The organism is Candidatus Halocynthiibacter alkanivorans (assembly GCF_003333265.1).
GTDB lineage: Bacteria > Pseudomonadota > Alphaproteobacteria > Rhodobacterales > Rhodobacteraceae > Halocyntiibacter_A > Halocyntiibacter_A alkanivorans.
In genome coordinates this window covers 44811-70831 of sequence record NZ_QOLB01000130.1, presented here as the reverse complement: position 1 = coordinate 70831, position 26021 = coordinate 44811, and the positions used below count along the sequence as shown (strand labels likewise).

Genomic DNA, 26021 nt, shown 5'->3' with positions numbered 1-26021 from the left:
ACACGGCCCCCGCATTTTCGGGGGCCGTTTTTATATCAGGGGTTTTATGCGGATATTATTTGTTTTTTCTTTGATGCTCGCCCTGCTGTCCGGGGCGATGCCGACACCGCTGACGGCGCAGAATTACCCGCTTCGCCAGCACAGATATATCAATGACTACGCCGCTCTGCTTGAGCCTTTTCAGGAAGACAAGCTGCTTCAGACGCTGAAGGCCATTGAAACTGCGCAGAACATTGAATTTACCGTCGTCACCCTGAAAACACTGGCAGATTACGAGTATTCCGGCGCCATCGGACCTTTTGCGACTGGGCTGTTTAACGCCTGGGCGCCCGGCTCACAGCAGCAAAACAACGCGATTCTGATGTTGGTGGTGCTGCATGACCGGGTGATGCGCATTGAGCTGGGTGCGGATTACGGCCGTCGTTTTGATGCGCAGATCCAACAGATTGTTGATGAGGATGTGCTGCCACGCTTTCGCAATGGCAGTTACGCCACCGGTATTCAGGACGGGGTCGAGCAAGTAGTTCGGGTGCTGAGCGGGCAGGCCGCCGCCATCGAATTTCGTGGCTCTGGCAACAGTGGCGAGGCCAGCCGGAGCCCGGACGCCACCCGCGACGCCCCACTTGCAGACAACCGCGCTGTATGGCCGTTAAATGGCATCATGCTGCGAATCCTCGCCGTTTTGATTGCCGTTCTGGCCGCGCTCATCGCGTGGTGGCGGCTGAGGATCTGGCGGCGCAACCGAGTGCCGCGTTGCCCCCATGACCGGTTGCAGATGCTGCGGCTCGGAAAAGAACGGGAAAATGAATTTTTGGACGCCGGTGAAGAGGTCGAAGAACGCATCGGATCCATTGATTATGACGTCTGGGAATGCCCCGGCTGCGGCCATGCGGTGACCAAAGCCTGGCCCAGATGGTTCAAAAAATTCGGTGCCTGCCCCAGTTGCAACTATTCCACTCTGCACAGCAATAAGATCACCATTGTTGCCGCCACCAGCCATGCAGGCGGCGTTGAGCGACGCGACAGCCGCTGTGCAAATTGCGATTACCGCTTCAGCCAGCAATACGCGACAGCCCGGCTGACCAGCAGTTCCTCTTCCGGCCATTCCGGCGGCGGCGGCTCCTCCGGAGGTGGCGGTGGTGGTGGCAGCTGGTAGTTTGTTGGCCCGCCCCGTTTGCACACACCCGATCAATTAGATGGCCGTTGCACCAGTGAAATCCATTTTCCACAGGAGGTTACATGCGGTTTTTTCTCACAGCAGTTTTTCTTGCGGTCATTTCACCTGAAATTGGCCAGGCACGAGATTTGCAGATCTCACCGCAAATCTCAAATCCCGCCGTCAGCCCCGGCGCCGGTCCTCTGCCCAACACCTCCCGGGGAGAGGGGCCGCTCTGGCTGTATCTTCTCGCCATCGCGCCGCTGGGGCTGATGGCGGCTGTGTTCAAGATCCAGCAGATGCGCCTGGACAAGCGCAACACTGCGCCGCGCTGCCTGAACGACGGTCAGTCGCTGCAGTTGCTCAAGGCAGAAAGCGACAGAGAGAGCTGCCTGGATACGTCCCAGCTTGACCAGGAAGCGCAGGACAAGCGCTATTTCGATGTCTGGCGCTGCCCGTAGTGTAAAATCGTCGAAATCAGAGACTATTCCAGGCCTTTCAGCTCATAGATCAGGCTCAGCGCTTCGATCGGCGTCAGTTCATCGGGCGACAAATCGGCCAGGCGGGTGCGCAACGCGTCCTCAGCAAGGGCCACCGGGGCAGGGGGCGGTGCGCTGGCCATGACTGAAAACAGCGGCAGGTCGTCAATAATGGCCTTTTGCCCGGCCTTGCCCTCGGATTCGCCCTGTTCCAGCGCCGCCAGCACCACTTTCGCGCGTTCCACCACCGCCGGTGGCAGCCCGGCCAGTTTGGCGACCTGCACCCCGTAAGAGCGGTCCGCCTTGCCGCGGGTGACCTCATGCAGGAAAATTACCTCGCCCTGCCATTCTTTCACCGTGACGGTGGCGTTTTCCACCCCCGCCAGCTTGTCAGACAGCGCCGTCATCTCGTGGTAATGGGTGGCAAACAGCGCGCGACAGCGGTTGGCATCATGCAGGTGTTCCAGCGTCGCCCAGGCGATCGACAAGCCGTCATAGGTGGCGGTGCCGCGGCCGATCTCATCCAGAATCACCAGCGCCCGGTCGTCGGCCTGGTTCAGAATGGCGGCGGTCTCGACCATTTCCACCATGAACGTGGATCGCCCGCGCGCTAGGTCGTCTGATGCTCCGACGCGGGAAAACAGCTGTGAGACCAGACCAATACGCGCCGATGAGGCCGGCACAAAACTGCCGGCCTGGGCCAGCAGCGCAATCAAAGCGTTCTGGCGCAGAAAAGTCGATTTACCGGCCATGTTGGGACCGGTCAAAAGCCAGATCGCGGCGCTGTCCTCAACACAGCTCAGGCCACAGTCATTGGCGACAAACCCCTGGCCGCCCTGGCGGCGCAGCGCCTGCTCGACCACCGGGTGACGGCCGCCGGTGATTTCAAAGGCGCGGCTGTTGTCTACCTCAGGCCGGTTCCAGGCCTCCGCCAGCGCCAGGTCCGCCAACGCGGTGGCCAGATCAATTTCCGCGAGGGCGCGCGCAGCGGTCGAGAGCGCAGCACCCGCTTCAAGGATTGCGGCACAGAGCATGTCAAACAGCCGTTTTTCAATTGAGAGGGCGCGGCCACCTGCATTGTGGATTTTGGTCTCTAACTCACTCAGTTCCACGGTGGTAAAGCGCACCTGGTTGGCGGTGGTCTGGCGGTGGATAAAGCGTTCTGACAGCGGCGCTGACAGCATTTTTTGCGCGTGGGTGGCGGTGGTTTCAATGAAATAGCCCAGCACATTGTTGTGTTTGACCTTCAGCGCGGCAATGCCGGTGTCGCGCGCATACTCCGCCTGCAGGCTGGCGATCACACCGCGGCCCTCATCGCGCAGACGCCGGGCTTCGTCCAGTTCTTCGTCATACGCGGGCGCGATAAAACCACCGTCGCGCGCCAGCAACGGCGGTTCCGCCACCAAAGCCGCTTCCAGCAGATCAAGCAGTTCTTCATGGCCGGTAAGCGCCCTGGTGGCTTCCTGTATCAAAACAGGCGTCTGTTGCTCTGCCAGCAGCGCGGAAATGTCACCAGCCTGGGTGATGCCGTTGCGGATCGCGGTGAGATCACGGGGGCCGCCGCGTTCCAGCGCCAGGCGCGAGAGCGCCCGGTCCATATCGGGCACCTGCTTCAGCATCTCGCGCAGGTCGCGCGCCAAAATAGTCTCTGATACAGCATAACTCACCGCATCCAGCCGTGCGTGGATCACCGGCAATTCGCGCGACGGGCTGGACAGGCGCCGGTCCAGCAGCCGGCCCCCGGCGGCAGTGACGGTGCGGTCCATCGCCGCCAGCAAGGAGCCGTCGCGCCCGCCGGACAGGCTTTTTGTCAGTTCCAGATTGCGCCGTGTGGCGGCATCAATCTGCATCACCCCGTGCAGCGCTTCACGCTGGGGCGGGCGCAGCAGCGGCAATTTTCCCTTTTGGGTGATGTCGAGGTAATCAACAATCGCCCCCATCGCCGCCAGTTCACTGCGTTCAAAATTGCCAAACGCGTCCAGAGAAGCAACGCCAAACACCGCGCTCAGCCGGCCAATGGCGGCACCACTGTCAAAACTGCCGCGTGACAGCGGCGTCAGGGAAATCCCGGTTTCGGTCTCTAATTCAGCCCAATCGGCCTCGTTTGTCTCACTGATCAACAGCTCGCGGGGCATCAACCGCGCCAGTTCCGGCGCCAGGCGCACCGGTGGGCAGGCCATCACGTGAAACTCTCCGGTGGAAATATCCACCCAGGCCAGCGCCGCCTCATCGCGTACCTGGGCCCAGGCGGCGAGGTAATTGTGCCGCCGCGCCTCCAGCAGGCTTTCTTCGGTCAGCGTGCCGGGGGTGACCAGCCGCACCACATCGCGGTGTACCACCGATTTTGCGCCGCGTTTTTTCGCCTCCGCCGGGCTTTCCATCTGCTCACAGACCGCGACACGAAAGCCTTTGCGGATCAGCTGCAGCAGATAACCCTCGGCCGCATGCACCGGCACGCCGCACATCGGAATATCGTTGCCGCTGTGTTTGCCGCGTTTGGTAAGCGCAATATCCAGCGCCGCCGACGCCGCCACCGCATCGTCAAAGAACATTTCATAGAAATCGCCCATGCGGTAAAACAGCAGCGCCTGCTGATACTGAGCTTTCAGCTCCAGATATTGCACCATCATCGGTGTCACAGGGGAATTGACCGTGTTTTTGGCTGTGGTTTTAGATGTAACGCTGCTCACCTGGGTCTCCGTTTGAGTTTGCGCGACTTTACAAAGCCTGACCGCCGCATGAAACCCATCTTTTGTTGAGCCACAGAGCTTGCGGCGCTATGACAATGGTTGACGCACGCAAAAGGGAGGCCCACCTGTGCCCAAAGCCAAGATAACCAACGAAGAAGCGCTGTCCTTTCATCTGGACCCGCGGCCGGGAAAATTCGACATTTCACCCTCGGTTCCGATGGCAACGCAGCGCGATCTGTCGCTGGCTTACAGCCCTGGCGTGGCGGTGCCCTGTATGGCGATCGCCGCCAACCCGGAAACCGCCTATGATTATACCAACAAGGGCAACCTGGTGGCGGTGATCACCAATGGCTCGGCGGTTCTGGGTCTTGGCAATCTTGGCGCGCTGGCCTCCAAACCGGTGATGGAGGGCAAGGCGGTTCTGTTCAAACGCTTTGCCGATGTGAACTCGATTGATCTCGAGCTCGACACCTCTGACCCCGAGGCCTTTATCAATGCGGTGAAACTGATGGGGCCGACCTTTGGCGGCATCAATCTGGAAGACATAAAAGCGCCGGAATGTTTCATCATTGAACAGCGGCTGAAAGAAGAAATGGACATCCCGGTGTTCCATGATGATCAGCACGGCACCGCGGTGATCTGCGCCGCCGGGCTGATCAATGCGCTGCACCTGTCGGGCAAAAAGATCGAAGACGTCAAAATTGTGCTCAATGGCGCCGGCGCCGCCGGCATCGCCTGCCTGGAACTGCTCAGATCGATGGGCGCGAGACATGACAACTGCATCATGTGCGATACCAAAGGGGTGATCTATCAGGGCCGTACCGAGGGCATGAACCAGTGGAAATCGGCCCATGCGGCGGTGACCGATGCGCGCTCACTGAAAGAAGCGATGGTCGGCGCGGATGTGTTCCTCGGGGTTTCGGCCAAAGGGGCTGTCACCCAGGACATGGTGATGGGCATGGCGCCCGATCCGGTGATTTTTGCGATGGCCAACCCCGATCCTGAAATCACCCCCGAAGAGGCCCATGAGGTGCGTCCGGACGCGATTGTCGCCACCGGGCGGTCTGATTATCCCAACCAGGTCAACAACGTGCTTGGCTTCCCCTACCTGTTCCGCGGCGCGCTGGATATCCATGCCCGGGCGATCAATGACGAGATGAAAATCGCCTGTGCCCGGGCGCTGGCGGAACTGGCGCGTCAGGACGTGCCGGACGAAGTGGCGCTGGCCTATGGGCAGGAGCTGTCGTTTGGCCGCGATTATATCATCCCGACGCCGTTTGATCCGCGGCTGATCTACACCATCCCGCCGGCCGTGGCCCAGGCCGGCATGGACACCGGCGTGGCACGGCGCCCGATCATCGATATGAAAGGCTATACCGATACGCTCGCAGCGCGGATGGACCCCACCGCTTCGATCCTGCAGCGGCTGAACGTGCGCGCCCGTGCCGCCCAGGCCCGGATAATCTTTGCCGAGGGCGATGATCCGCGGGTCCTGCGTGCGGCGGTCAATTATCAGCGCTCCGGTCTTGGCAAAGCCCTGGTTGTGGGCCGCGAAGAAGATGTGAAAATCAAGCTGGAAACGGTCGGTCTCGGCGACGCGGTGGGCGAGCTGGAAGTGGTCAACGCCGCCAATACACCACATCTGCGCGAATATAAGGCCTTTCTCTATAAACGCCTGCAGCGCAAAGGCTTTGACCGTCATGACATTCACCGGCTGGCGGCGCGCGACCGCCATGTGTTTGCGGCGCTGATGCTGGCACACGGCCATGGCGATGGCCTGGTCACCGGTGCCACCCGCAAATCTGCCCATGTGCTGGAACTGGTGAACCATGTGTTTGACGCCCGCGCGCGGGACGGGGTTGTCGGTGTGACGGCTCTGCTGCTCAAAGGCCGGGTGGTGCTGATTGGCGACACCCTGGTGCATGAATGGCCGGATGAAAATGATCTGGCGGATATTGCCGAACATGCGGCCAGTGTGGCGCGCGAACTGGGGCTGGAGCCGCGGGTTGCGTTTGCCAGTTTTTCGACCTTTGGTTATCCGCGGTCCGAACGGGCTGAAAAAATGCATCAGGCACCCAAAGTGCTGGATCAGCGCGGCGTTGATTTCGAATATGAGGGTGAAATGACCGTCGATGTGGCGCTGAACCCGGAAGCGCAGAAAGCCTACCCGTTCTCGCGTCTCACCGGACCGGCCAATGTGCTGGTGGTGCCGGCGCGCCATTCCGCGTCGATTTCGGTGAAACTGATGCAGGAAATGGCCGGCGCCACCGTGATCGGTCCGATCCTGACCGGTCTCAACCAGCCGGTGCAGATCTGTTCTTCGGTTTCAACCGCCAATGACATCCTGAATATGGCGGTGATTGCCGCCTGTAAAGTCGGGAAAACAGGCCGATGACCATCTGGAACCTTGGCTCCATCAATGCCGATCTCGTCTACGCCGTGCCCCATCTTCCGGGGCCCGGCGAGACGCTGGCCGCCACGTCTATGACCCGGGGCATGGGCGGCAAGGGCGCCAATATGTCCGTTGCCGCTGCCCGCGCCGGGGCGCAGGTGATGCATATCGGCGCGCTGGGGGCGGACGGGGCCTGGGCGCGCGACCGCCTGCAGGACTATGGCGTCGATACCAGCCACATCGCCACGCTGGACCACCCGATGGGCCATGCGGTGATTGCGGTGGACCGGAAGGGCGAAAATTCGATCCTGCTGTTTCCCGGTGCCAATGTGGAAATTGCGCAGTCCACGGTGCGCGACGCGCTGGCCCAGGCGGTGCCCGGGGACACGGTTCTGATCCAGAACGAAACCAACAATCAGGCGTTTTGTGCGGAAACAGGCTCGAAACTGGGCCTGCGGGTGGCCTATGCGGCGGCGCCGTTTGATGCGCAAGCAGTGGCTTCGGTGCTGCCCTGTCTCGATTTCCTGATCCTCAATGAGGTGGAGGCAGAGCAGTTGTTTGCCGCCACTGGCAAACGCCCGGCGGATCTGGATGTAACGGATGTAATCGTCACCCTGGGCGCCCGCGGCTGCAGCTGGTTTGACAATGCCAACCACAGCCAGCGGGATTTTGCCGCGCTCAAAGTGACCCCGGTCGATACCACCGGTGCCGGCGACACGTTCACCGGCTATGTGCTGGCGGGGCTGGATGCCGGGCTCTCGATGCAGGAGGCCATCGCCCAGGCCACCCGCGCCGGCGCACTGATGGTCACGAGGGCAGGTGCGGCCGATGTGATCCCGACGCTCAGCGAGGTTCGGGCGGCGCCCTTTTAATGCGTTTCCGATAAACTTGGGGTCAGGACCAGTTAATCCTGCACCTCAGGCGATTTATAACTGGTCCGCCCTCCCCGCCAGCTTGGTATCCGCCAGCGGCCCGCAGTCTGCTGCCGCCCAGGTTTCTTTTTGGTGTAAATATCCTCGCCGAAGGCCAGAATCTTCTTCTGTGGCCCGTCGCCGGGCCGGTGCACGCTGCGACAAAGCACCGTGCCCGGCCAGCGCCGCGCGCTCATTTCTTCCGCGTCAGCGGGCTCCAGCGTTAATGGCCCTCACGTTAATGGGCCTGGGCAAACGGGGCGTCAGCGCCCCATAACGCCCGCAGCCGCGCGTCCCGGCCGCAGCCCGCGCGGTAGCGCTTATAGGCGTCGGCCTTGCGCACCACGCCAAACCGGGTGACCACCCGCTTGCGGCTCTTGTAATAATCCTGGTGCCAGGCTTCCGCGCGCCAGAACGGTTTGGCCGCCAGCACCGGGGTGACGACCTGCTGCCCCAGATCGGCTTCGGCCCGGGCGATGACTGTTTGTGCCAGCGCACGCTCCGTCGCACCCTCAACAAAGACCGCTGTGGCATAGACCTGGCCCCGGTCACAGAACTGCCCACCAGCATCCAGCACATCCACCGAGCGCAGGAACATATCCAGCAGGGTTTCACGGCTGACGATGTTGGGGTCAAAATCGATCTGCACCGCCTCGAAATGTCCGGTATTGCCCCGGCTGACTTGTTTATAGGTCGGGTTTTGTGATGTGCCGCCGGTATAGCCCGACACCACGCCGCGCACGCCGGGCACGGACTCAAAATCGCTTTCTACGCACCAGAAACAGCCCCCTGCCACAGTCAGGATCTCGGCCCGGGCTTTTTCAACCAAAGCGCCCAGGGTGAAGGTTGCGGCAATCAGTATCAGTCGCACAATCTCTTTGCATCGCATAAGACGTCCTCCTTTTCACCAGCATGCGGTGGCCTCAGGGCGGCACGCAATGGGTCTCACGCAGGGGTGAAATGAGTTTACCCGACCTCTGGGATGGGGCGTGGGGCAATGGGGCAGGGAGCGCGGCACGAAAAAACGCCCACCGCGCGTGGCGATGGGCGTTTTGCACAGGTCGTGCAGTGTTTTGTGCAATTTTCACATAAGTGCGCAGCGATGAGTGCCACGCACGATGTGTTTATTTTTTGCCGGCGACACGGCGGTTACGCACCGCGATCAGTTTCAGGCGCAGTGCCTGCAGCTGGATAAAGCCAGCGGCGTCTTTCTGATCATAGGCCCCGGCGTCATCTTCAAAGGTCACGTGTTCCTCGGAATAGAGCGAGTGCTCGGACCAGCGGCCGACGGTGCGGGCCAGACCTTTGTAAAGTTTCAATTTTACGGTTCCGGTGACATGTTCCTGGGATTTGTCGATGGCAGCTTGCAGCATCTCACGCTCGGGCGAATACCAGAACCCGTTGTAGATCAGCTCGGCATATTTCGGCATCAGCTCATCTTTCAGATGCATCGCACCCCGGTCCATGGTGATCGATTCGATGCCACGATGCGCTTCCAGCAACAGGGTGCCGCCAGGCGTCTCATAAATGCCGCGTGATTTCATGCCGACAAAACGACCTTCCACCAGATCGAGACGACCAATGCCGTGTTTGCCGCCCAACTCGTTGAGTTTGGTCAGAATTTCGGCGGGGGACATGTCAACACCATTGATCGAAACCGGATCACCCTGCTCAAAACCCACCTCAATAAACTCGGGTGTGTTGGGCGCGTCTTCCGGGTTAACGGTGCGCTGGTAGACATATTCAGGCGCATCAATTGCCGGATCTTCCAGAACCTTACCTTCACTGGAGGTGTGCAGCAGGTTGGCATCGACCGAGAACGGCGCTTCGCCGCGTTTGTCTGTGGCGATCGGGATCTGATTTTTCTCAGCAAAATCAATCAGTTTGGTCCGGGACGACAGATCCCACTCGCGCCATGGCGCGATCACTTTGATCTCCGGGTTCAGCGCATAGGCGGCCAGTTCAAAACGCACCTGATCGTTGCCCTTGCCAGTGGCGCCATGGGCGACCGCATCGGCACCGACCTCTTCTGCAATCTCAATCAAACGCTTTGAAATCAACGGCCTGGCGATAGAAGTGCCGAGCAGATACAGACCTTCATAGACCGCATTGGCGCGGAACATCGGGAAGACAAAATCGCGCACAAACTCTTCGCGTACATCCTCGATATGGATGTTTTCTGGTTTGATACCAAGAAGTTCAGCTTTTTTGCGCGCTGGCTCAAGCTCTTCTCCCTGACCCAGATCAGCGGTAAACGTCACCACCTCGCAGCCATATTCCGTTTGCAACCATTTCAAAATGATCGACGTATCCAGGCCGCCAGAATAGGCGAGCACGACTTTTTTGGGCGCAGACATGAGCGATTTCCTTTTGCGTGTATTGATGCGCGATTATCGGATTTTGAGCATGGAATCAAGGATAGCGACCTGCGCCGGGCGTTTGCCATTGTTTTGGGCGCGTGCAGTGGTTATCTCTCTGCCCGGAACTGCAGGAGATTTCGATGAACGGCCTTCATATTTTTATTCATTCTGTGCGCCAGGTCTTTGGCAATCTGAAGGACGCTTTGCGGGTCTCGGCGGTATTGTGGCTGCTCTATATCGTCGATTATGTCTGGGCGTTTTCCGATATGTTTGACGTGGCGATGATGCTGGAAACCGGCCAGATGACCGAGATTCCTGAAGGGCTGATCACACGGTTTTTAGTCGGCTCAGTGATTGCTTTTCTGATCGCTTTCTGGATTGCAGTCTCGTGGCATCGCTTTGTTTTACTTGACGAAAAGCCAAAACGTCTAGTGCCGGCGCTGCATCTGAACCTGGTGTTGTCTTATCTCAAACGATCGCTGGGTCTGGCCGTTATCGGCATTCTTGGTGCTGTCGTTGCGATGATTGTTATCGGGCTTTCTATTGGCATGCTGTTTGCGCCGGTGATGTATATTACGCCCTTCGTGCTGTTGATTGCGCTCAGCTATCTGTTCTACCGGGTGTCTCCGATCCTGCCCGCGGCTGCGCTTGGCGAGCCCTTTACGCTGTCTGACGCGATGGGGGTCACCAAGCCCTATGCCGCCGCAATTTTCCAGGCCTCGCTGCTGGTTTTTGTCTTTGGGTATCTGGTGAACGCTGTTTCAGCGCCGGTGTTGTCGGTGTTTGCTGACGGAAGCCTGGTTCAGGTTACACTCTCGGGTGCGGTCAGCTGGATCACTTTCATGGTGTCCATCAGTGTGTTGACCACTATCTATGGCGTCGCGGTCGAAGAACGCAGCCTGGTCTGAGAACAGCGCCGGGAAATGCTCTGAGCTTGCGTCTGCGCCAGGTTTGCGCAAGACAGTATTTATGACAGATTTCATCTCCTCCGCCCGGGCTGCAGAGCGCGCATTGCGCGACCTGTTTGAGCCGACCCCCTTGCAGCGCAACGATCACCTGTCTGAAAAATTTAGTGCCGATATCTGGTTGAAGCGCGAGGATCTCACACCGGTGCGCTCCTACAAGATCCGCGGCGCCCATACGGCGATGCGCACAGTGCTGGAGCGTGACCCGTCTCAGGAGGTCTTTGTCTGTGCCTCAGCGGGCAATCATGCGCAGGGCGTTGCGTTTGCCTGTCGTCATTTCGGGGTGCGCGGTGTGATCTTTATGCCGGTGACCACTCCACAGCAAAAGATTGATAAGACACGGGTTTTTGGCGGGGACGCGGTGGAAATTCGACTGATTGGCGACTATTTTGATGACACGCTGGCATCGGCCAAGGACTATTGCCAACAGGCTGGCGGCCATTTCCTGTCCCCCTTTGATGATGCGGACGTGATCCGGGGCCAGGCCTCGGTTGCGGTTGAATTGCTGGCCCAGATGGAACAGGCACCCGATATGTTGATCCTGCCGGTTGGCGGCGGCGGCCTGTCTTCGGGCATCACCCGCTATTTCAGTTCAGAAGCGCCGGGCACAGAGTTGTATTATGTAGAACCGAAGGGCGGGCGCAGCCTGGCCGCAGCGGTGACAGCCGGTCATCCGGTGAAACTTGATCATGTTGACAGTTTCGTCGACGGCGCGGCGGTTGCGCGTATTGGCGATCAGACGTTTGAACAATTGCGCGGGGTGGCTCCGGACCACATCCTGGCCTCACCGGAGGACCGTATCTGTACGGCCATGCTGGAGATGCTGAACCTGGAAGGCATTGTTCTGGAGCCTGCCGGCGCTATGTCGATTGATTGCCTTGAAGATCTGCGGCATGAAATTCGCGGAAAAACAGTGGTTTGCGTAACGTCGGGTGGAAACTTTGATTTTCAGCGCCTGCCAGAAGTCAAAGAACGTTCACAGCGCTTTCTGGAACTGAAGAAATACTTCATCCTGCGCATGCCGCAACGGCCCGGCGCGCTGAGGGATTTTCTGGAATTGCTTGGCCCGGAGGATGATATCGCCCGGTTTGAATATCTGAAAAAATCGGCGCGCAATTTCGGCTCGGTTCTGATCGGCATCGAAACCCGGAATGCGGCTAATTTTCAGAATTTGTTCGCCCGGCTTGATGCGGCGGGTCTGACGTATCGCGATATCACCGGCGATGAGACGGTGGCCGAGTTTATTCTGTAAGTCAGGCGGCGGAGCACAATTCCTCAGAGCGGACGGCGAAAGCAGCTTTTGACGCTTCATAGGTGGCAAAGACTTTTGCCAGATCAATCAGATCGGTTTTTCCCTGCAACGCGTTTTGTTCGCCCTCTTCACAAAGAGTGCTGAATGCCGCAAAGCCGAGGTTCAGGGAGCTGCCTTTCAGAAAATGCAGATCTTCCTCATAGCGGGCGGGATCAGGCATGCGGCGCATGCGTGTTATGACTTCCTCGACCTCTTCCAGGAACAGGTCGAGCACTTCTTTAAAATCTTCGCTACCGACTTCATCGCGAAGGTCAGTGACGCGTTGCCAGTCAATCATCACTATTTCCTTGTTACAGATCGTAATTCACACTACCCCGGACTTGCCTAACGCGTAAGTTCCGGCTTTTAACATTTTAGGAATATGATCTTAACGAGTTGTGACCGCAAGTTCCTATAACTGTTAAATTTTAGTCTTAATCACGCATTAATTCTCTTGGTTCAGTAAGGGGTATTGAGGAAGCTTTCCTCACGCTTTGGAGCCAATCACGTGACTGTAGTTCGAGTGGATAAAAAGATCAGTACCCCGGAGTCGGGCTCAGCCGCCGTGAAATTGGTGCTGGTTGTTGATGACAGCCGGGCACAGCGACGCATTTTGTCCTCCTATCTGAACCGGTGGGGCTATACTGTTCTGGAGGCGGGCTCGGGCGCGGAGGCGCTGGAATTGTGCCGTGAGCATCCGATTGATCTTGTGGTCAGCGACTGGATGATGCCGGGCATGAATGGTCTGGAATTTTGTCAACAATTCCGAAAGCTTGAGCGGGAGAACTACGGGTATTTTATTCTGCTGACCTCCAAAAGCGAGAAAGCCGCAGTGGCCCATGGTCTCGATATCGGCGCCGACGATTTTCTCACCAAACCGGTGGCGGGGGATGAATTGCTTGCCCGGATCCGCGCCGGGGACCGGATTTTGCGCATCGAGCGGGAACTGACGGAGAAAAACCGTCTGGTCACCTCAACACTGGCAGAAATTTCCTCTCTGTACGAATCCCTGGACCGCGATCTGATCGAAGCGCGCAAACTGCAACAATCTCTGGTGCGCGAGCGGTTTCGTGACTTTGGCAAAGCGCAAGTTTCGTTGCTTTTGCGTCCGAGCGGGCATGTGGGCGGTGATCTGGTTGGATTTTTTGAGATCAATGAGAACGAAATCGGATTGTTTTCGATTGATGTTTCAGGGCACGGCGTGGCGTCCGCACTGATGACCGCACGCCTGGCATCATATCTGTCGGGCACATCTCCGGATCAGAATATTGCTTTGGCCCGCGATAAAAATGGTCAGTTTGTCGCCAGGCCACCCTCTGAGGTGGCGGAACATTTCAACCGGCTGATGTTACAGGAAATGGAAACCGAGCTCTATTTCACTATGCTGCTGGCCCATGCCGACCTGAAAACGGGCCGGGTTGTCATGACCCAGTGCGGTCACCCGCACCCGGCGCTGCAACATGCTGATGGTTCTGTTGAATATATTGGCGAGGGCGGCATGCCCATCGGTCTGATTCCGGGCGCGACCTGGGAAGATTTTGAAGTGACGATGGCGAAGGGCGACCGGCTTTTATTGCAGTCTGACGGAATTTCAGAATGCCCCGACCCAAGTGGGGAGCTGCTTGGCGAAGACGGTCTGATTGAGTTGATGCAGCGGAATCGCTTTCAGAAAAGCAACGCATTTTTTGAAGCGATGATCTGGGATCTGAACAAGTTTTCTGAAGATCAGGACTTCCCGGACGATATATCAGCGGTCCTTTACGAGACCTGAGCCAGTTGTTTCAACACGGCGCGCACCATGGCGCGGTTGCCCTCACCGGCGATTATGCCGGCAACATGATCCTTATCTGCCCAGACTGCTGTATGGCCCGCCTCCGAAGGTGGGCCCAGGCGTAAAACAGGTGTTGCGACATAGATATGGCAGGTCTTTTCGGCCCAGAAACCATATTCCGGCATGTAACAATAGCGCCGGAAAACGCCGAATTTCCGGGGGTTTGCAATGCGCCAGCCGGTTTCTTCAAACACTTCGCGATACAGCGCGTTCAGCGGGCCTTCGCCGGGATCAATACCACCGCCCGGAAGTTGCAGCTCATCATGTGGCGCGCCCTGCCAGGTCAGCAGTATTTTGCTGTCCCGTACCAGAACTGCATAGGCGCCAGGGCGCGATTTATAAGACACATCGTGGCGTACCGGTTCGTCATATCGTCGGATCATAGCGGCCTTGCTCTTTCGTTTGCGGTAGTTGTGCCTATATAGACGCGATAAGCCAAGACCGACGTGACATGCCAGGTCACGATGCGCAAGGAAAGCCACTATGACCGGATCAAAAATTGCCTGGGACGACACCGTCCTTCCTTTTCAGCTGGACCGCGCAGATATCCGTGGCCGGGTGGCCCGCCTGGATGGGGTGCTGGATCAGGTGCTGGCGCAGCATGATTACCCGCCGGCGATCGAAGCACTGGTGGCGGAGATGGCCCTGCTGACGGCGCTGATCGGTGAATCTATCAAGCTGCGCTGGAAGCTTTCGCTGCAGGTGCGCGGCTCTGGCGCGGCGCGTCTGATTGCCACCGATTATTATGGTCCCGGCGAGAATGGGGAACCGGCGCGTATCCGGGCCTACGCCAGCTATGATGAAGAGCGTCTGGATCCCAATGGCGACGCCTTTCCCCAAATTGGCAATGGTTATTTTGCAGTGCTGATCGACCAGGGCGAAGGCATGGTGCCCTACCAGGGCATCACCCCGATTGCCGGTGACTCACTGGCCAACTGTGCGGAAACCTATTTCGCCCAGTCTGAACAGTTGCCAACCCGTTTTGAACTCAAACACGGACGCTCGACGCTGGCAAAGGGCTCTGAATCCTGGCGTGCGGGCGGTGTCATGCTGCAGCATATGCCAAAAGCAAGCCCGCAGGTGACGGGCGAAGGCGGCACCGGCGAAGAGGGTGTTCTGGCCGCAGCAGATGTTTTGAGCGGCGATGCTGCAGAAAACTGGAACCGGGTAAACATCTTGCTGGATTCAGTGGAAGTGCTGGAACTGATCGGCCCGTCCGTTGCCCCGACCAATCTTCTGGTGCGCCTGTTCCACGAAGAAGAACCCCGCATATTTGACGCGCAGAAACTGAGCTTTGGCTGCAGCTGTTCCGAGGACAAAGTGCGTCAGAGCCTGTCGATCTATTCCGCCCGGGAACTTGTGCATATGACCCGTGACGACGGCACCATCACCGCAGATTGCCAGTTCTGCGGCTCGCATTACAGCTTTGACCCGGCGACGCTCGGTTTTCAGGCGAAAGAGGAGATGGCGGGTGACAAAGGCTGATCCCTTTGCTGCGATAAATAAGGCGCTGGGCTGCGACAGTGGCCCAACGTCTGATTTTGACCTGAACCCAGGTATTGATTTGCCTCCGGGGCGCAGGCTGCGCGAAGCAGCGGTGCTGGTGCCGTTTATTGACGGTCCTGACGGGGTCGAGCTGATCCTGACCAAACGTTCCTCCGTTCTGAGACATCACCCCGGGCAGATCTCTTTTCCCGGCGGTAAAGTGGACGAGGACGATGCCAGCCCGGAAGCTGCAGCCTTGCGTGAAGCCTGGGAAGAGATCGGGCTTGATCCGAAAAACGTTGAGATCCTGGGTGTATTGCCGGTTCATAAAACCGTTACTGCCTTTGCGATGACGCCGGTTGTGGCGCGGGTGCGGGCGGAGTTTACACCTGTTCCGGAACCCGGCGAAGTGGCCGAAGTGTTTCGTGTGCCGTTGTCTCACGTGGCCGACCCGGCGAGATACCGGGTTGAATCACGGATCTGGCAGGGCGGACCCCGCAAATATTACGCTGCCCCGTTTGGCCCCTATTATATCTGGGGGGCGACAGCGCGGGTGTTGCGCGGTTTTGCTGAACGGATGAGCCGGTGACGCAGCTCAAAGGGCCCTGGATCGATTCCGCCGCGACACAGAGCGTCATGGCGATGCTGACGGATGCGGGATTTGAAGCCTGGTTTGTCGGCGGCTGTGTGCGCAATGCGCTGATGGGCGTGCCGGTGTCTGACATCGATATCACAACCAACGCCCGGCCGGAGCGGGTGATCGAACTGGCCCGTGCAGCGGGTTTGAAAGCCATCCCGACCGGGATCGACCATGGCACGGTGACCGTGGTTGCCGCAGGCGTTCCCTATGAAATCACCACGTTTCGCCGCGATGTAGAGACCCATGGCCGCCACGCGGTGGTTGCCTTTGCCGATACCGTGTCTGAGGACGCGCATCGCCGTGATTTTACCATCAACGCGCTGTATGCCTCGGCGGACGGCACGGTGACGGACCCTCTTGGCGGGCTTGAGGATCTGAAGGCCCGGCGCCTGCGCTTTATCGATGATCCGGCGCAGCGCATTCAGGAAGATTATCTGCGCATTCTGCGGTTTTTCCGCTTTCACGCCTGGTATAGCGATGATGAAGCTGGCATGGATGCAGACGGGCTTGCGGCCTGCTCTGAGCACGCCGACGGCATTGAAAGCCTGTCGCGTGAACGTGTGGGCGCAGAGTTTGGCAAGCTTCTGAGGGCGCCGGACCCGGGCATGGCGCTGGCGGCGATGGAGCAGTCTACCGTATTGTCGCGCATCTGGCCCGGCGGATCGGTGCGCGCGCTGTTGCCTCTGCTGCATCTTGAGACGTTGTCTGGCGTTGCTCCACGCGGGATGCGCCGTCTGGTGGCTCTGGGCGGCGTGGCAGAGCCCGCTGATCTGCGCTTGTCCAAAAAACAATGCAAACAGGTGGCGCTGTTGCGCGAGCTGATCAATGCCGGGCAGGGCGCGGCGGAGATGGCGTATCGCTTTGGTGCAGACACCGCCTGGGATGTGACTCTTTTGGGGGCTGCTATGATAGAAACCCCGGTGGCGACGGATGCTGGCGATCAGATCGCGCTGGGTCAGGCGGCTGGATTCCCGGTGCGGGCGGCGGATCTGATGGACCGGTTTCAGGGCGTGGCGCTGGGCGATGAGTTGCGCCGGCTTGAAGCGCGCTGGATCAAAAGCGGCTTTGAGCTGGGGCGGGACGCGCTTTTGGCGTGAAAATGCGACAGCGGCTCGACGGTGCTGCACAATCGCGTTATAGGCGCCCATTGAGCAAGCAGGAAGGCAAGCACATGAAAGTCACGATTGAACGGCTGGGACATTTGGGCGACGGCATTGCCGCGGGTCCGGTTTTTGTGCCGATGGCTCTTCCTGGTGAAGTTGTTGAGGGCGAGGTTACGGGGGCCAATATGGTGGCGCCGCGCATTCTGGTGCCCTCTGATATCCGGGTAAAACCGGTGTGCTCCCATTACAAAGCCTGTGGCGGCTGTTCGCTGCAACATGCGGCCGAGCCTTTTGTGGCAGAGTGGAAAGCCGCCATCGTGCGCTCTGCCCTGACCTATCAGGGGCTGGACACTGAGATCCGCAAAGTACTGACGTCACCGGCGCGGTCCCGCCGTCGTGCCGCTTTTGCCGGCAAACGCACCAAAAACGGTGCCATGATCGGGCTGCATGCGCGCGGGTCAGATACGCTGATTGAAGTGCCGAACTGCAAACTGATGCATCCGGATCTGATGGCCTTAACTCCGGCGTTGGAGGCGCTGACCGTGGCCGGCGCATCGCGCAAAGGTGTGATCACCCTGACTGTCACCATCAGCGAAGGTGGCGCCGATGTCTCGGTAAGCAATGGCAAAGCGCTGGAAGGCCAGATGTGGGTCGAATTGGCGGCACTGGCGGAAAAGTTCAACCTGGCGCGCCTGTGCTGGAATGAAGAACAGGTCGCGGAACGCCGCCCGGCGGCACACAGATTTGGCAAAGCCCTGGTTACCCCGCCTCCGGGTGCTTTCCTCCAGGCCACCGCCGAGGGCGAAGCGGCGCTGCTTGAGGCGGTGCGCGAAGTTACCGGTGACAGCAAGCGGGTGCTGGACCTGTTTGCGGGCTGCGGTACCTTTTCGCTGCCACTGGCTGAAAATGCCGAAGTGCACGCGGTTGAGAGTGAGGGCGACATGCTGGCGGCGCTGGACAAGGGCTGGCGCCGGGCGCAGGGCCTGAAGCTGGTGACAACTGAGACCCGCGACCTGTTCCGCCGTCCGGTGCTGCCGGAAGAGCTGAAATCATATGATTCGGTGGTGATTGACCCGCCACGTGCCGGTGCCGAGGCGCAGATCGCGGAACTGGCGCGCTCCGGTGTGTCCACAATCGCTGCGGTGTCCTGCAACCCGGTCAGCTTCGCGCGCGACGCAAAAACGCTGACAGACGCCGGGTTTAGCCTGAACTGGGTGGATGTGGTGGACCAATTCCGCTGGTCGCCACACGTCGAAGTTGTGGCCTCTTTTACGCGCTGACAAGCGCTGCCGGGTTTTTTGGCCCAGCGATCCAGGTTAGTCTGGGACAAAATAACAGCTCTGAGGCAGCAATCATGTGGAAAAGACGCGCCGTTCTGGCAGCTATGGCGGCGGGCATTCTGTCCGCCTGTTCGCGAAAATCCAGCATTTTATCCGGTGCTGTGGTGTATTCGGGACCTGAGGTGACGCGGGTGATCCTGGCCAAGGGCAAACGCAAACTATTCCTGCTGAACGGTCAGGACGTGCTGAGAAGCTATGACGTCGGGCTGGGCTATGCGCCGCTGGGCGACAAGAAATTTGAAGGTGACGGCAAGACGCCCGAGGGGCGCTATATTATCGACCGGCGCAATCCACAGAGCCAGTATTACCTGTCATTGGGGATTTCCTACCCGAACGCACAAGACATCGCCGAGGCGCGCGTCGCGGGCAAAAGCCCGGGCGGCGATATATTTATTCATGGTCGTGCCGGGCAGGGCTATGGGCTGGGCCGGGACTGGACCGCTGGCTGTATTGCCGTTTCTGACCGCAATATCGAAGAAATCTGGACCATGGTCAAAAACGGCACGGTGATTGATATTATTGCGTAGCTGCGCCCAGCAACGTGTCCAGAACAGCTTCGTTTTCGCCCAGAACCATGGTCCACCAGATTTTTCCGGTCTCTTCCTGATACCAGGAAAATCCAAGATCTGTCGCATCGGCTTCCAGGATCACCCGGCGGGTGTCGGGCTGGTCCATCCAGGCGGCCAGGGTTTCCAGCTCAGTTTCGTAGGTTTCAGAGATCAGCTCGCCGGTCATTTCACCGCTGTAGCCGGCACGGGCGACCCGTTCGATCGGGGAGGAACCATCAGAGCCAAAATGCCAGGGTCGGTTTTGGACCGACATGTCGCGGGAATGGGTTGCCGCCGCTGCGGTCAATTGCGCATTCATCGCAACAGGCTTTGCACCGGACGCCAGCCGCAGTGCATTGACCGAATCCAGCACGCGGAACTGAATTTTGGCTTCGTTGCGGGGTTGAATACGATAAAGTTTCTGAATGGGTTTGCCATCCGCACCTATGATTGGCGCTGGCGCGGCACAGGCGCTCAACGTGACAAGGGCCACCAGAAGAAGGCTAAAAATCCGCAACATTCACGACACTCCTGAAAAGGTTTAAAGCGAGCACTAACGTGTTGATGTGTCAGGGGCAAACTTTACCCGTGCCAGTGGCGGCTTCGTGCCTGTTTGCCGCAAGACTGAGGCTTTCGCGCCATAAACCCGGGCGGTCAGAACAATTTTCCGTGAGAAACGAAGGCGGTCTGAAGCCCTGACACAGTGTATTGGCGAACCGCAGCGCAATTACGAAGACCGGCGATGCCGCCAGGATTTCCGCGTCTGCACGGGCCTGGTTTGAGGGGCAGCCCGGTGGCGACGGGTGTCTGGCTGATTGTTGCCGCGCAACAGTTCACCCATCCGATGCCCCGGACAGGCGGTCTAAACCCGGGCACCTGCATAAAGGCATTTGAGACCGGAATCTGCGCAGTGGCTTTATTTTACGGGTCCCGGGCCGGTCCCAGGTCCACTGTTTCACGACACCACCGGCGGCCGTCAGACGAAAAACCTGATCAAGGACGCAGGTGATGCCGGCTAATTCCCCGGCGCCAATTTGCCTGAAGAACGTCTTTCAAAAGGTGGCAAAACTGTCGCAAGCGCATTTTCCCAGCCGCAAGAACGGGGGGCTCCTGCACGCTCAGGTGATATTGCCAACGCAAATATCCCGTTGTCAGAAAAGTGCGGAACAAGGGGGAAAATAGACCGGTGATCGTCAAACCGCGGTATCGGGCTTTACAACGAACACCTTGCAGAGCTTTATATGCGCACGAATAATGGCGCTGAAGTGTTGCCAATTTGACGACATTTTTCGCCGTTCTGGGCGTAGCTTTATGCTCAGAATTGAAAAATATGATGAAATAATCGTAACTGTACGTACAGTTACACATATGTGCCTGGCGTCAGTGTGTTTGCCGTTGGGGTAATCTGGAGAAAAGACATGAAAAAACTTATCGTTGCTGCTGCATTTGTTGTCGCCGGTTCCGCAGCTTTTGCTGGCGGTTACAGCGAACCCGTCGTTGAAGAAATGCCAATGGCTGTCGTAGAAGAAGCTTCTTCGTCCGCTGGTGGCTATCTTGTGCCACTGCTGCTGCTGGCTCTGGTAGCTGCTGCAGTTGCTGCTAACGACTAAGTCCTGATTTCACAGGACCCAAGAATATAAGGGGCGGTGGCGATCCACCGCCCTTTTTTCGTGGCCGGGCTCCACCGGCATTCAGGGGTTAGCTGACCCAGCCGCCGAGGTTTTCATCAATCACCGTACAGAGCGCTTCGATGTGGTCTGCATTGTCGTTGAGACAGGGAATATAGGTGAACTGCTCGCCGCCGGCATGTTCAAAACTTTCCCGGATCTCTTCTTTGATTTCTTCCAGGGTCTCGATGCAATCGGCGGAAAACGCGGGCGCAATCACGGCGATTTTCTTTTTGCCTGATTCGGCCAGACGGGTGACTTCTTCAACGGTATAGGGTTTCAGCCACTCTTCCCGACCAAAAATCGACTGAAAACTTGTGGTGATTTTATCTTTTTCCCAACCGAGTTCTTCGCGCAGCAGCCGGGTCGTTTTCTGGCACTGACAATGATAGGCGTCGCCCTGCATCAGATAGCGTTTTGGCATGCCGTGATAGGAGACCACCAGAATATCGGGCTTGTCTGACAGGGCGTCGTAGCCGGCCTGCACGGACGCGGCCAGCGCTTTGATATAGGCGGGGTGGTCGAAATAGGCTGGCACGGTGCGGGCGGCCGGCTGCCAGGTCTCTTCGGACAAGGCGCGGAAAAAAGCGTCATTGGCGGTGAAGCTGGTGGCACCGGCGGCCTGGGGATAGAGCGGGAAAAACAGGATTTTGTCGCAACCTGCCGCTACCATTTCACGCACCCGCGATTTGGTCGACGGATTGCCATAGCGCATGCAGAAATCCACCATGACCTGATCGCCGTATTGCGCGCGCAGCCGGGCGGATATGGCGTCTTTCTGATCCCGGGTGATGGTCAGCAACGGGCTTTCGTTTTTCTCCATATTCCAGATCGTGCGATACGCCGCACCGGATTTAAAAGGACGAAAGCTCAGGATGATCAGTTGCAGAACCGGCTGCCATTTCCAGCGCGGGTGGTCGACAACGCGCTTGTCGGAGAGGAATTCGCTCAGATACCGGCGCATGGACCAGTAATCGGTGGCGTCCGGGGTGCCAAGGTTTGCCAGCAGCACCCCAATCCGGGACGGCGCGATCTCCGGGTGATTGCTCGGCGCGTGTGCCGGGCAGGCGGCAGCTGTTTTTTCGGAGGAAACCATGATGTTGTCCTGTGTCGTGCTGGGGTTGGGTCTGGAAATACCCGGTTTAGCGGGCGCGTCAACTGGCCTGATCAACGGCGAGCGTGAATAGGGGCGTCAACCGGCGCGGTCGGGCAGTTTGAATTCTTCAGCGCTGAGCGCGTCGGCCAGCCGGGCGCGGGCAGAGCCGGGGCGCAGCGGTTTTTGCTGGCTTTCATCCGGGGCCCAGCCAGTCAGCACCAGCATTTCAAAGGTCGCCTGGATGCGCCCGTCTCCGGCCGGATAAGTATCGGCATAAATATCGGCGGCGGTGGAGAACAGGTTACGCAGTGCCGGGCGGCGGTTGCGTTGCGCGAGCGCGTTGTTTTCCCCCATTGCGCGCAGATCCCGCATCAGGTGAAAGGCGCTTTCATAGGTCACATGGCGCGGGGCACTGTCCGCCACCGGCAGCGCAAAACCAGCCCGTTGCAGCAAGCCGCCCAGATCGCGGATTTCCCCCATCGGCAAGATGCGCAGGGACAGGCTGCCACTGGTGCGGCTTTCGGCCTCACCCAGGCAGCTGCGCAGCTCATGCAGCGTCTGACCGCCAAAAAACACCGCCATAAACAACCCGTCGGGGCGCAGGGCCCGGCGCGCCTGTACCAGCTGTCCCACCGGATCTCCGGCCCAGTGCAGCGCCATGGCGTGGATCACCAGGTCAAAACTGCCGGGGTCCAAAGCCAGGGTATCTTCATCAGCAGCAATGGTGGCACCAGGGAATGCGGCGGCCCAGAGCGCCGGGAAACCGGTGATCACCGCCATGTCTGTAAAGGTTCTGTTAACCATGCTCAGCCGATCCTGAACTTCTGACACGGCTTCTTCATGCAGAAACAGCGCCGGCGTGGCGGATCGAAGCGCGCGGGTCCGGTTGCGCAGCAGCGCCTGGCGGTCGGTCAGTTTTGGCGGGGTTTGCATAGGGGCTCCGGGTTTTATGCGAATGTAGGAGCGGGGAGTGGAAATGCAAAGAGTACTTCGCCTGCTGTACCCGCCTCAATGTATCGGATGTGATGGTCTGGTCGCGACCGAGGCCGCACTTTGCGCGTCCTGTTGGCGGCGGACACCATTTCTGAACGGGCTGGTCTGTGACAGGTGCGGCGCGCCTTTGCGCGGTGAGGACGGAACCGCGGCCGGAAACTCAGCCGGGGCAGATGTGGAATATTGCGACGATTGTCTGAGCCATCCGCGGCCCTGGGACCGGGGCCGGGCGGCGCTGCTGTATCGGGGTGTGGGTCGTGACATCGTGCTGCGGCTGAAACATGGAGACCGGACCGAACTGGCGGGCCCTGCCGGGCTCTGGCTGGCGCATGCGGCGCAGCCTCTGGTGAGTGGAGAAACATTGATTGCGCCGGTGCCAGCCCATTGGCGGCGCATGTTTCTGAGGCGCTACAATCAGGCGGCGCTGATCGCGCAGAACGTCGCTTCAGAGCTTAATCTGCCCTGGGTGCCGGATCTGTTGCAACGGGTGCGGGCGACGCCGGATCAGGGCCACCGCAGCTATGACGCGCGGTTTGCCAACGTGGAGGGGGCGATTGTGGCGCATCCCCGGCGCCGGTCACAGATGGCGGGACGGCATGTGTTGATTGTCGATGATGTAATGACCTCGGGCGCCACGCTGAGCGCGGCGGCACAGGCGGCGCTGGCGGGCGGTGCAGGCCGGGTTTCAGTCGCTGTACTCGCACGCGTTGCCGAACGGGTATGAAATCCTATATTACTCAGGCGACTCAAAGGATCTGAAAATGAAAACAGTTGAAATTTACACCACACCAATCTGTGGTTTCTGCCATGCGGCCAAACGGTTGCTGACACAAAAAGGCGTGACGTTTTCCGAAGTTGACGTGATGACGGACCCCGATCGCCGCGCGGAAATGACGGATCGTGCCAATGGTGGCCGGACTGTGCCGCAAATTTTTATTGATGGTGCCCATGTGGGCGGCTGTGATGAACTCTATGACCTGGAGCGGGCTGGCAATCTTGACGCCATGCTGGCGGCGTAACCGGGATGCGTATCGGGCTGGTTCAACTCACCTCCTCTGATGATCCGGGTTACAACCTGGAGCAATGTCGCGACCTGGTGCACCAGGCGGCGGCGGGCGGGGCTGAATTCATCCTGACACCAGAAGTGACCAACTGTGTGTCCGGCGACCGGGCGCATCAGGATTCTGTGCTGTTTTTTGAAGAAGAAGACCCCACCCTGGCCGCGATGCAATATGAAGCGCGCACCCTGGGGGTCTGGATCCTGCTGGGGTCGCTGGCCTTGAAAACACACGACCCGGATGGCCGCTTTGCCAACCGCTCCTTTATGATTTCGCCGCGCGGTGACATCACCGCGCGCTATGATAAAATCCACATGTTTGATGTGAATGTCACCGCGCGCGAGACGTTTCGGGAATCTGCCGGCTTTCGTCCCGGCAGCCGCGCTGTGGTAGCGCAGACTGATTTTGGTAAAGTGGGCATGAGCATTTGTTATGACGTGCGTTTCGCGCATCTGCACCGGGCCTTAGCGGCGGCGGGGGCCAGGATCCTGACAATACCTGCAGCCTTTTCCCCGGTGACCGGTGCCGCCCACTGGGAGGTGTTGTTGCGTGCCCGTGCCATTGAAACCGGCTGTTTTGTGCTTGCGCCGGCACAGACCGGAACCCATGACGCCGGCTCCGGGCAGCAGCGCAAAACCTGGGGGCACAGCATGGCCATCGCGCCCTGGGGCGAGGTGCTGATTGATGCCGGTGTTGAAAAAGGCGTTTCTTTAGTTGATCTTGATCTGTCGGCAGTAGAGGGTGCTCGCAACCGCGTTCCGGCGCTGACCCATGACCGAGATTTTGAAGGCCCCTGATGAGCGAATCAAATGACGCGCTGGCAGTTGCACTGTTCAGCGAGATTTTTATGGCCGATCAGCTGGCGCGCAACCGCCTGTCCAGAGCCTTGCCTAAAGGCATGGAACTCAGCCATTTTTCGGTGCTCAACCATCTGGCGCACAGCAATGTGGAACGCAGCCCGGCACAACTGGCGCGGGCTTTTCATGTGACCCGCGGCGCGATGACCAATACGCTGAACAAACTGGAATGGGCGGGCCATGTGCATATTCGCCCGGACTGGGATGATGCGCGGCGCAAATTCGTCGCGATCAGCCCGGCAGGACGCGCGGCACGTGACACCGCGCTGCAGGCGATTACGCCGATCATTGCAGAGGTCGTCGATTCGATTGGCACCGACAAAGTCAAACAGACCTTGCCGGTGCTGCGTGGCATCCGGGAACGGCTGGACGCGGATTAATCTGCTTTGATGCTGGCGGTGACGTAGTTCACATTCAGGTCGCGCGCCGAGATGGACCAGCTCCAGGCAATGGGGTTAAAGACAAACCCTTTGCGGTCCACCGGGGTCAGCCCGGCAGTTTCAATCAGCGTATACAACTCGTCCGGAGTGATAAATTTATTCCACTCATGGGTGCCGCGCGGCAACCAGCGCATAATCATTTCAGCGCCGACAATGGCCATCATGAACGATTTGGGATTGCGGTTGATGGTAGAGCATAACAGCAACCCGCCGGGTTTGAGCAGTTGCTGGCAGGCGTTCATGAACCCCTGCGGGTCGGCCACATGTTCAATCACCTCCATGTTCAGAACCACATCGAACTGTTCCCCGGCGGCGGCGAGGTCTTCGGCGGCAGTGTGGCGGTAATCAATCTCAAGCCCCGATTTCTCAGCATGAATGCGCGCTACTGGCAGGTTGCCAGCGGCCGCATCTGCACCGACCACCGTGGCGCCCAGCCGTGCCATCGGTTCTGACAACAGGCCGCCGCCACAGCCGATGTCCAGCAGGCGCAGTCCTTTGAACGGCTCCGGCGCCGCCAGATCACGGCCGAATTCCGCCGCGATCTGGGATGTGATATAATCCAGACGACAAGGGTTGAGCATATGTAACGGCTTAAATTTTCCGTTGGGATCCCACCATTCACTCGCCATGGCCTCAAATTTGGCGATTTCCGAGGGGTCAACGGTTGTATCAGTGGCTTGCATTCCACGCTCCATATGTTCAAGTCAGCCCAGTATGAC

Annotated in this window: 26 protein-coding genes; 17 read left to right on the top strand and 9 right to left on the bottom strand. The window is 59.0% G+C overall.

Annotation, left to right across the window (positions count from 1 at the left end):
• Positions 1-46 precede the first annotated feature (46 nt).
• On the top strand, positions 47-1156 hold the full coding sequence (locus DWA01_RS16395) for a TPM domain-containing protein (protein ID WP_160116065.1): 1110 nt from the start codon (positions 47-49) through the stop codon (positions 1154-1156).
• A gap of 83 nt (positions 1157-1239) precedes the next feature.
• Entirely contained in the window at positions 1240-1617 is a 378-nt protein-coding gene (locus DWA01_RS16390) for a hypothetical protein (RefSeq protein ID WP_114286879.1), read from the top strand.
• A gap of 23 nt (positions 1618-1640) precedes the next feature.
• Here DWA01_RS16390 and mutS read toward each other — a convergent pair whose 3' ends face one another.
• Positions 1641-4265 (bottom strand): DNA mismatch repair protein MutS, encoded by a 2625-nt coding sequence (gene mutS / locus DWA01_RS16385; protein ID WP_114286933.1) that lies wholly within the window; start codon positions 4263-4265, stop codon positions 1641-1643.
• A 187-nt stretch (positions 4266-4452) separates the two neighbouring features.
• On the opposite strand from mutS, the gene DWA01_RS16380 reads away from it, so the two are divergent.
• Together DWA01_RS16380 and DWA01_RS16375 are read left to right on the top strand one after the other, a co-directional pair.
• Positions 4453-6720: an NADP-dependent malic enzyme gene (locus tag DWA01_RS16380; RefSeq protein ID WP_114286878.1), complete on the top strand. Its 2268-nt coding sequence runs from the start codon at positions 4453-4455 to the stop codon at positions 6718-6720.
• Positions 6717-7589: a ribokinase gene (locus DWA01_RS16375; RefSeq protein ID WP_114286877.1), complete on the top strand. Its 873-nt coding sequence runs from the start codon at positions 6717-6719 to the stop codon at positions 7587-7589. Before DWA01_RS16380 ends, DWA01_RS16375 begins: the two co-directional genes overlap by 4 nt.
• A gap of 277 nt (positions 7590-7866) precedes the next feature.
• Here the strand turns inward: DWA01_RS16375 and msrA are convergent, their stop codons facing one another.
• Positions 7867-8517 carry a peptide-methionine (S)-S-oxide reductase MsrA gene (gene msrA / locus DWA01_RS16365; RefSeq protein ID WP_114286875.1) on the bottom strand — a complete coding sequence of 217 codons (651 nt, stop codon included), beginning with the start codon at positions 8515-8517 and terminating at the stop codon, positions 7867-7869.
• A 235-nt stretch (positions 8518-8752) separates the two neighbouring features.
• Complete coding sequence (locus DWA01_RS16360; protein WP_114286874.1) at positions 8753-9985, bottom strand: argininosuccinate synthase; 1233 nt, start codon at positions 9983-9985, stop codon at positions 8753-8755.
• A 143-nt stretch (positions 9986-10128) separates the two neighbouring features.
• On the opposite strand from DWA01_RS16360, the gene DWA01_RS16355 reads away from it, so the two are divergent.
• Both DWA01_RS16355 and ilvA read left to right on the top strand, forming a co-directional pair.
• The gene (locus DWA01_RS16355; RefSeq protein ID WP_114286873.1) at positions 10129-10896 is read left to right on the top strand and encodes a hypothetical protein; all 768 of its coding nucleotides are present in this window, start codon (positions 10129-10131) and stop codon (positions 10894-10896) included.
• Between the two features lie 61 nt (positions 10897-10957).
• Entirely contained in the window at positions 10958-12205 is a 1248-nt protein-coding gene (gene ilvA, locus DWA01_RS16350) for a threonine ammonia-lyase IlvA (RefSeq protein WP_114286872.1), read from the top strand.
• A gap of 1 nt (position 12206) precedes the next feature.
• Here ilvA and DWA01_RS16345 read toward each other — a convergent pair whose 3' ends face one another.
• A complete protein-coding gene (locus tag DWA01_RS16345; RefSeq protein ID WP_114286871.1) occupies positions 12207-12542 on the bottom strand; it encodes an Hpt domain-containing protein in 336 nt (111 codons plus the stop codon).
• A 210-nt stretch (positions 12543-12752) separates the two neighbouring features.
• Between DWA01_RS16345 and DWA01_RS16340 the strand changes: the two genes are divergently transcribed.
• On the top strand, positions 12753-14015 hold the full coding sequence (locus DWA01_RS16340; protein ID WP_235008587.1) for a PP2C family protein-serine/threonine phosphatase: 1263 nt from the start codon (positions 12753-12755) through the stop codon (positions 14013-14015).
• Here DWA01_RS16340 and DWA01_RS16335 read toward each other — a convergent pair.
• Entirely contained in the window at positions 14003-14458 is a 456-nt protein-coding gene (locus DWA01_RS16335) for an NUDIX domain-containing protein (RefSeq protein WP_114286870.1), read from the bottom strand. The genes DWA01_RS16340 and DWA01_RS16335 overlap by 13 nt on opposite strands.
• 100 nt (positions 14459-14558) lie before the next feature.
• Between DWA01_RS16335 and hslO the strand changes: the two genes are divergently transcribed.
• From hslO to DWA01_RS16310, 5 genes are all read left to right on the top strand, one after another.
• The gene (gene hslO / locus DWA01_RS16330; protein ID WP_114286869.1) at positions 14559-15560 is read left to right on the top strand and encodes an Hsp33 family molecular chaperone HslO; all 1002 of its coding nucleotides are present in this window, start codon (positions 14559-14561) and stop codon (positions 15558-15560) included.
• A complete protein-coding gene (locus DWA01_RS16325) occupies positions 15547-16149 on the top strand; it encodes a CoA pyrophosphatase (RefSeq protein ID WP_114286868.1) in 603 nt (200 codons plus the stop codon). Before hslO ends, DWA01_RS16325 begins: the two co-directional genes overlap by 14 nt.
• Positions 16146-17297 carry a CCA tRNA nucleotidyltransferase gene (locus DWA01_RS16320; RefSeq protein ID WP_235008586.1) on the top strand — a complete coding sequence of 384 codons (1152 nt, stop codon included), beginning with the start codon at positions 16146-16148 and terminating at the stop codon, positions 17295-17297. The genes DWA01_RS16325 and DWA01_RS16320 overlap by 4 nt, the downstream gene beginning before the upstream one ends.
• 74 nt (positions 17298-17371) lie before the next feature.
• The gene (locus DWA01_RS16315; RefSeq protein WP_114286867.1) at positions 17372-18583 is read left to right on the top strand and encodes a class I SAM-dependent RNA methyltransferase; all 1212 of its coding nucleotides are present in this window, start codon (positions 17372-17374) and stop codon (positions 18581-18583) included.
• A gap of 74 nt (positions 18584-18657) precedes the next feature.
• A complete protein-coding gene (locus DWA01_RS16310) occupies positions 18658-19170 on the top strand; it encodes a L,D-transpeptidase family protein (RefSeq protein WP_114286866.1) in 513 nt (170 codons plus the stop codon).
• Here the strand turns inward: DWA01_RS16310 and dalA are convergent.
• Positions 19160-19711, bottom strand: coding sequence for a divisome-associated lipoprotein DalA (dalA, locus tag DWA01_RS16305; protein ID WP_114286865.1), 552 nt, complete (start codon positions 19709-19711; stop codon positions 19160-19162). The two genes, DWA01_RS16310 and dalA, sit on opposite strands and share 11 nt — an antisense overlap.
• 898 nt (positions 19712-20609) lie before the next feature.
• On the opposite strand from dalA, the gene DWA01_RS16295 reads away from it, so the two are divergent.
• Positions 20610-20801 carry a hypothetical protein gene (locus tag DWA01_RS16295; RefSeq protein WP_114286864.1) on the top strand — a complete coding sequence of 64 codons (192 nt, stop codon included), beginning with the start codon at positions 20610-20612 and terminating at the stop codon, positions 20799-20801.
• Positions 20802-20889: 88 nt separating this feature from the next.
• Here DWA01_RS16295 and hemH read toward each other — a convergent pair whose 3' ends face one another.
• Both hemH and DWA01_RS16285 read right to left on the bottom strand, forming a co-directional pair.
• Entirely contained in the window at positions 20890-21954 is a 1065-nt protein-coding gene (gene hemH, locus DWA01_RS16290) for a ferrochelatase (RefSeq protein ID WP_114286863.1), read from the bottom strand.
• A 96-nt stretch (positions 21955-22050) separates the two neighbouring features.
• On the bottom strand, positions 22051-22887 hold the full coding sequence (locus DWA01_RS16285; RefSeq protein ID WP_114286862.1) for a methyltransferase domain-containing protein: 837 nt from the start codon (positions 22885-22887) through the stop codon (positions 22051-22053).
• Between the two features lie 37 nt (positions 22888-22924).
• Here DWA01_RS16285 and DWA01_RS16280 point away from each other — a divergent pair, with 37 nt between their 5' ends.
• The 4 genes from DWA01_RS16280 to DWA01_RS16265 are packed head-to-tail and all read left to right on the top strand — an operon-like array spanning position 22925 to position 25242.
• Positions 22925-23671, top strand: a complete 747-nt coding sequence (locus DWA01_RS16280) for a double zinc ribbon domain-containing protein (RefSeq protein ID WP_114286861.1) — start codon at positions 22925-22927, stop codon at positions 23669-23671.
• A gap of 37 nt (positions 23672-23708) precedes the next feature.
• Positions 23709-23966: a glutaredoxin 3 gene (gene grxC, locus DWA01_RS16275; RefSeq protein ID WP_114286860.1), complete on the top strand. Its 258-nt coding sequence runs from the start codon at positions 23709-23711 to the stop codon at positions 23964-23966.
• Positions 23967-23971: 5 nt separating this feature from the next.
• Positions 23972-24802, top strand: coding sequence for a carbon-nitrogen hydrolase family protein (locus DWA01_RS16270; protein ID WP_114286859.1), 831 nt, complete (start codon positions 23972-23974; stop codon positions 24800-24802).
• Positions 24802-25242, top strand: coding sequence for a MarR family winged helix-turn-helix transcriptional regulator (locus DWA01_RS16265; RefSeq protein WP_114286858.1), 441 nt, complete (start codon positions 24802-24804; stop codon positions 25240-25242). The genes DWA01_RS16270 and DWA01_RS16265 overlap by 1 nt, the downstream gene beginning before the upstream one ends.
• Here the strand turns inward: DWA01_RS16265 and ubiG are convergent.
• Positions 25239-25985 (bottom strand): bifunctional 2-polyprenyl-6-hydroxyphenol methylase/3-demethylubiquinol 3-O-methyltransferase UbiG, encoded by a 747-nt coding sequence (gene ubiG, locus DWA01_RS16260; protein ID WP_114286857.1) that lies wholly within the window; start codon positions 25983-25985, stop codon positions 25239-25241. The genes DWA01_RS16265 and ubiG overlap by 4 nt on opposite strands.
• Positions 25986-26021: the final 36 nt, after the last annotated feature.

Coding starts and splice junctions, on each gene's coding strand:
- DWA01_RS16395 (WP_160116065.1), top strand. CDS start 47: ATGCGGATATTATTTGTTTTTTCTTTGATGCTCGCCCTGCTGTCCGGG.
- DWA01_RS16390 (WP_114286879.1), top strand. CDS start 1,240: ATGCGGTTTTTTCTCACAGCAGTTTTTCTTGCGGTCATTTCACCTGAA.
- mutS (WP_114286933.1), bottom strand. CDS start 4,265: ATGATGGTGCAATATCTGGAGCTGAAAGCTCAGTATCAGCAGGCGCTG.
- DWA01_RS16375 (WP_114286877.1), top strand. CDS start 6,717: ATGACCATCTGGAACCTTGGCTCCATCAATGCCGATCTCGTCTACGCC.
- msrA (WP_114286875.1), bottom strand. CDS start 8,517: ATGCGATGCAAAGAGATTGTGCGACTGATACTGATTGCCGCAACCTTC.
- DWA01_RS16360 (WP_114286874.1), bottom strand. CDS start 9,985: ATGTCTGCGCCCAAAAAAGTCGTGCTCGCCTATTCTGGCGGCCTGGAT.
- DWA01_RS16355 (WP_114286873.1), top strand. CDS start 10,129: ATGAACGGCCTTCATATTTTTATTCATTCTGTGCGCCAGGTCTTTGGC.
- ilvA (WP_114286872.1), top strand. CDS start 10,958: ATGACAGATTTCATCTCCTCCGCCCGGGCTGCAGAGCGCGCATTGCGC.
- DWA01_RS16345 (WP_114286871.1), bottom strand. CDS start 12,542: ATGATTGACTGGCAACGCGTCACTGACCTTCGCGATGAAGTCGGTAGC.
- DWA01_RS16335 (WP_114286870.1), bottom strand. CDS start 14,458: ATGATCCGACGATATGACGAACCGGTACGCCACGATGTGTCTTATAAA.
- hslO (WP_114286869.1), top strand. CDS start 14,559: ATGACCGGATCAAAAATTGCCTGGGACGACACCGTCCTTCCTTTTCAG.
- DWA01_RS16315 (WP_114286867.1), top strand. CDS start 17,372: ATGAAAGTCACGATTGAACGGCTGGGACATTTGGGCGACGGCATTGCC.
- DWA01_RS16310 (WP_114286866.1), top strand. CDS start 18,658: ATGTGGAAAAGACGCGCCGTTCTGGCAGCTATGGCGGCGGGCATTCTG.
- dalA (WP_114286865.1), bottom strand. CDS start 19,711: ATGTTGCGGATTTTTAGCCTTCTTCTGGTGGCCCTTGTCACGTTGAGC.
- DWA01_RS16295 (WP_114286864.1), top strand. CDS start 20,610: ATGAAAAAACTTATCGTTGCTGCTGCATTTGTTGTCGCCGGTTCCGCA.
- hemH (WP_114286863.1), bottom strand. CDS start 21,954: ATGGTTTCCTCCGAAAAAACAGCTGCCGCCTGCCCGGCACACGCGCCG.
- DWA01_RS16285 (WP_114286862.1), bottom strand. CDS start 22,887: ATGCAAACCCCGCCAAAACTGACCGACCGCCAGGCGCTGCTGCGCAAC.
- grxC (WP_114286860.1), top strand. CDS start 23,709: ATGAAAACAGTTGAAATTTACACCACACCAATCTGTGGTTTCTGCCAT.
- DWA01_RS16270 (WP_114286859.1), top strand. CDS start 23,972: ATGCGTATCGGGCTGGTTCAACTCACCTCCTCTGATGATCCGGGTTAC.
- DWA01_RS16265 (WP_114286858.1), top strand. CDS start 24,802: ATGAGCGAATCAAATGACGCGCTGGCAGTTGCACTGTTCAGCGAGATT.
- ubiG (WP_114286857.1), bottom strand. CDS start 25,985: ATGCAAGCCACTGATACAACCGTTGACCCCTCGGAAATCGCCAAATTT.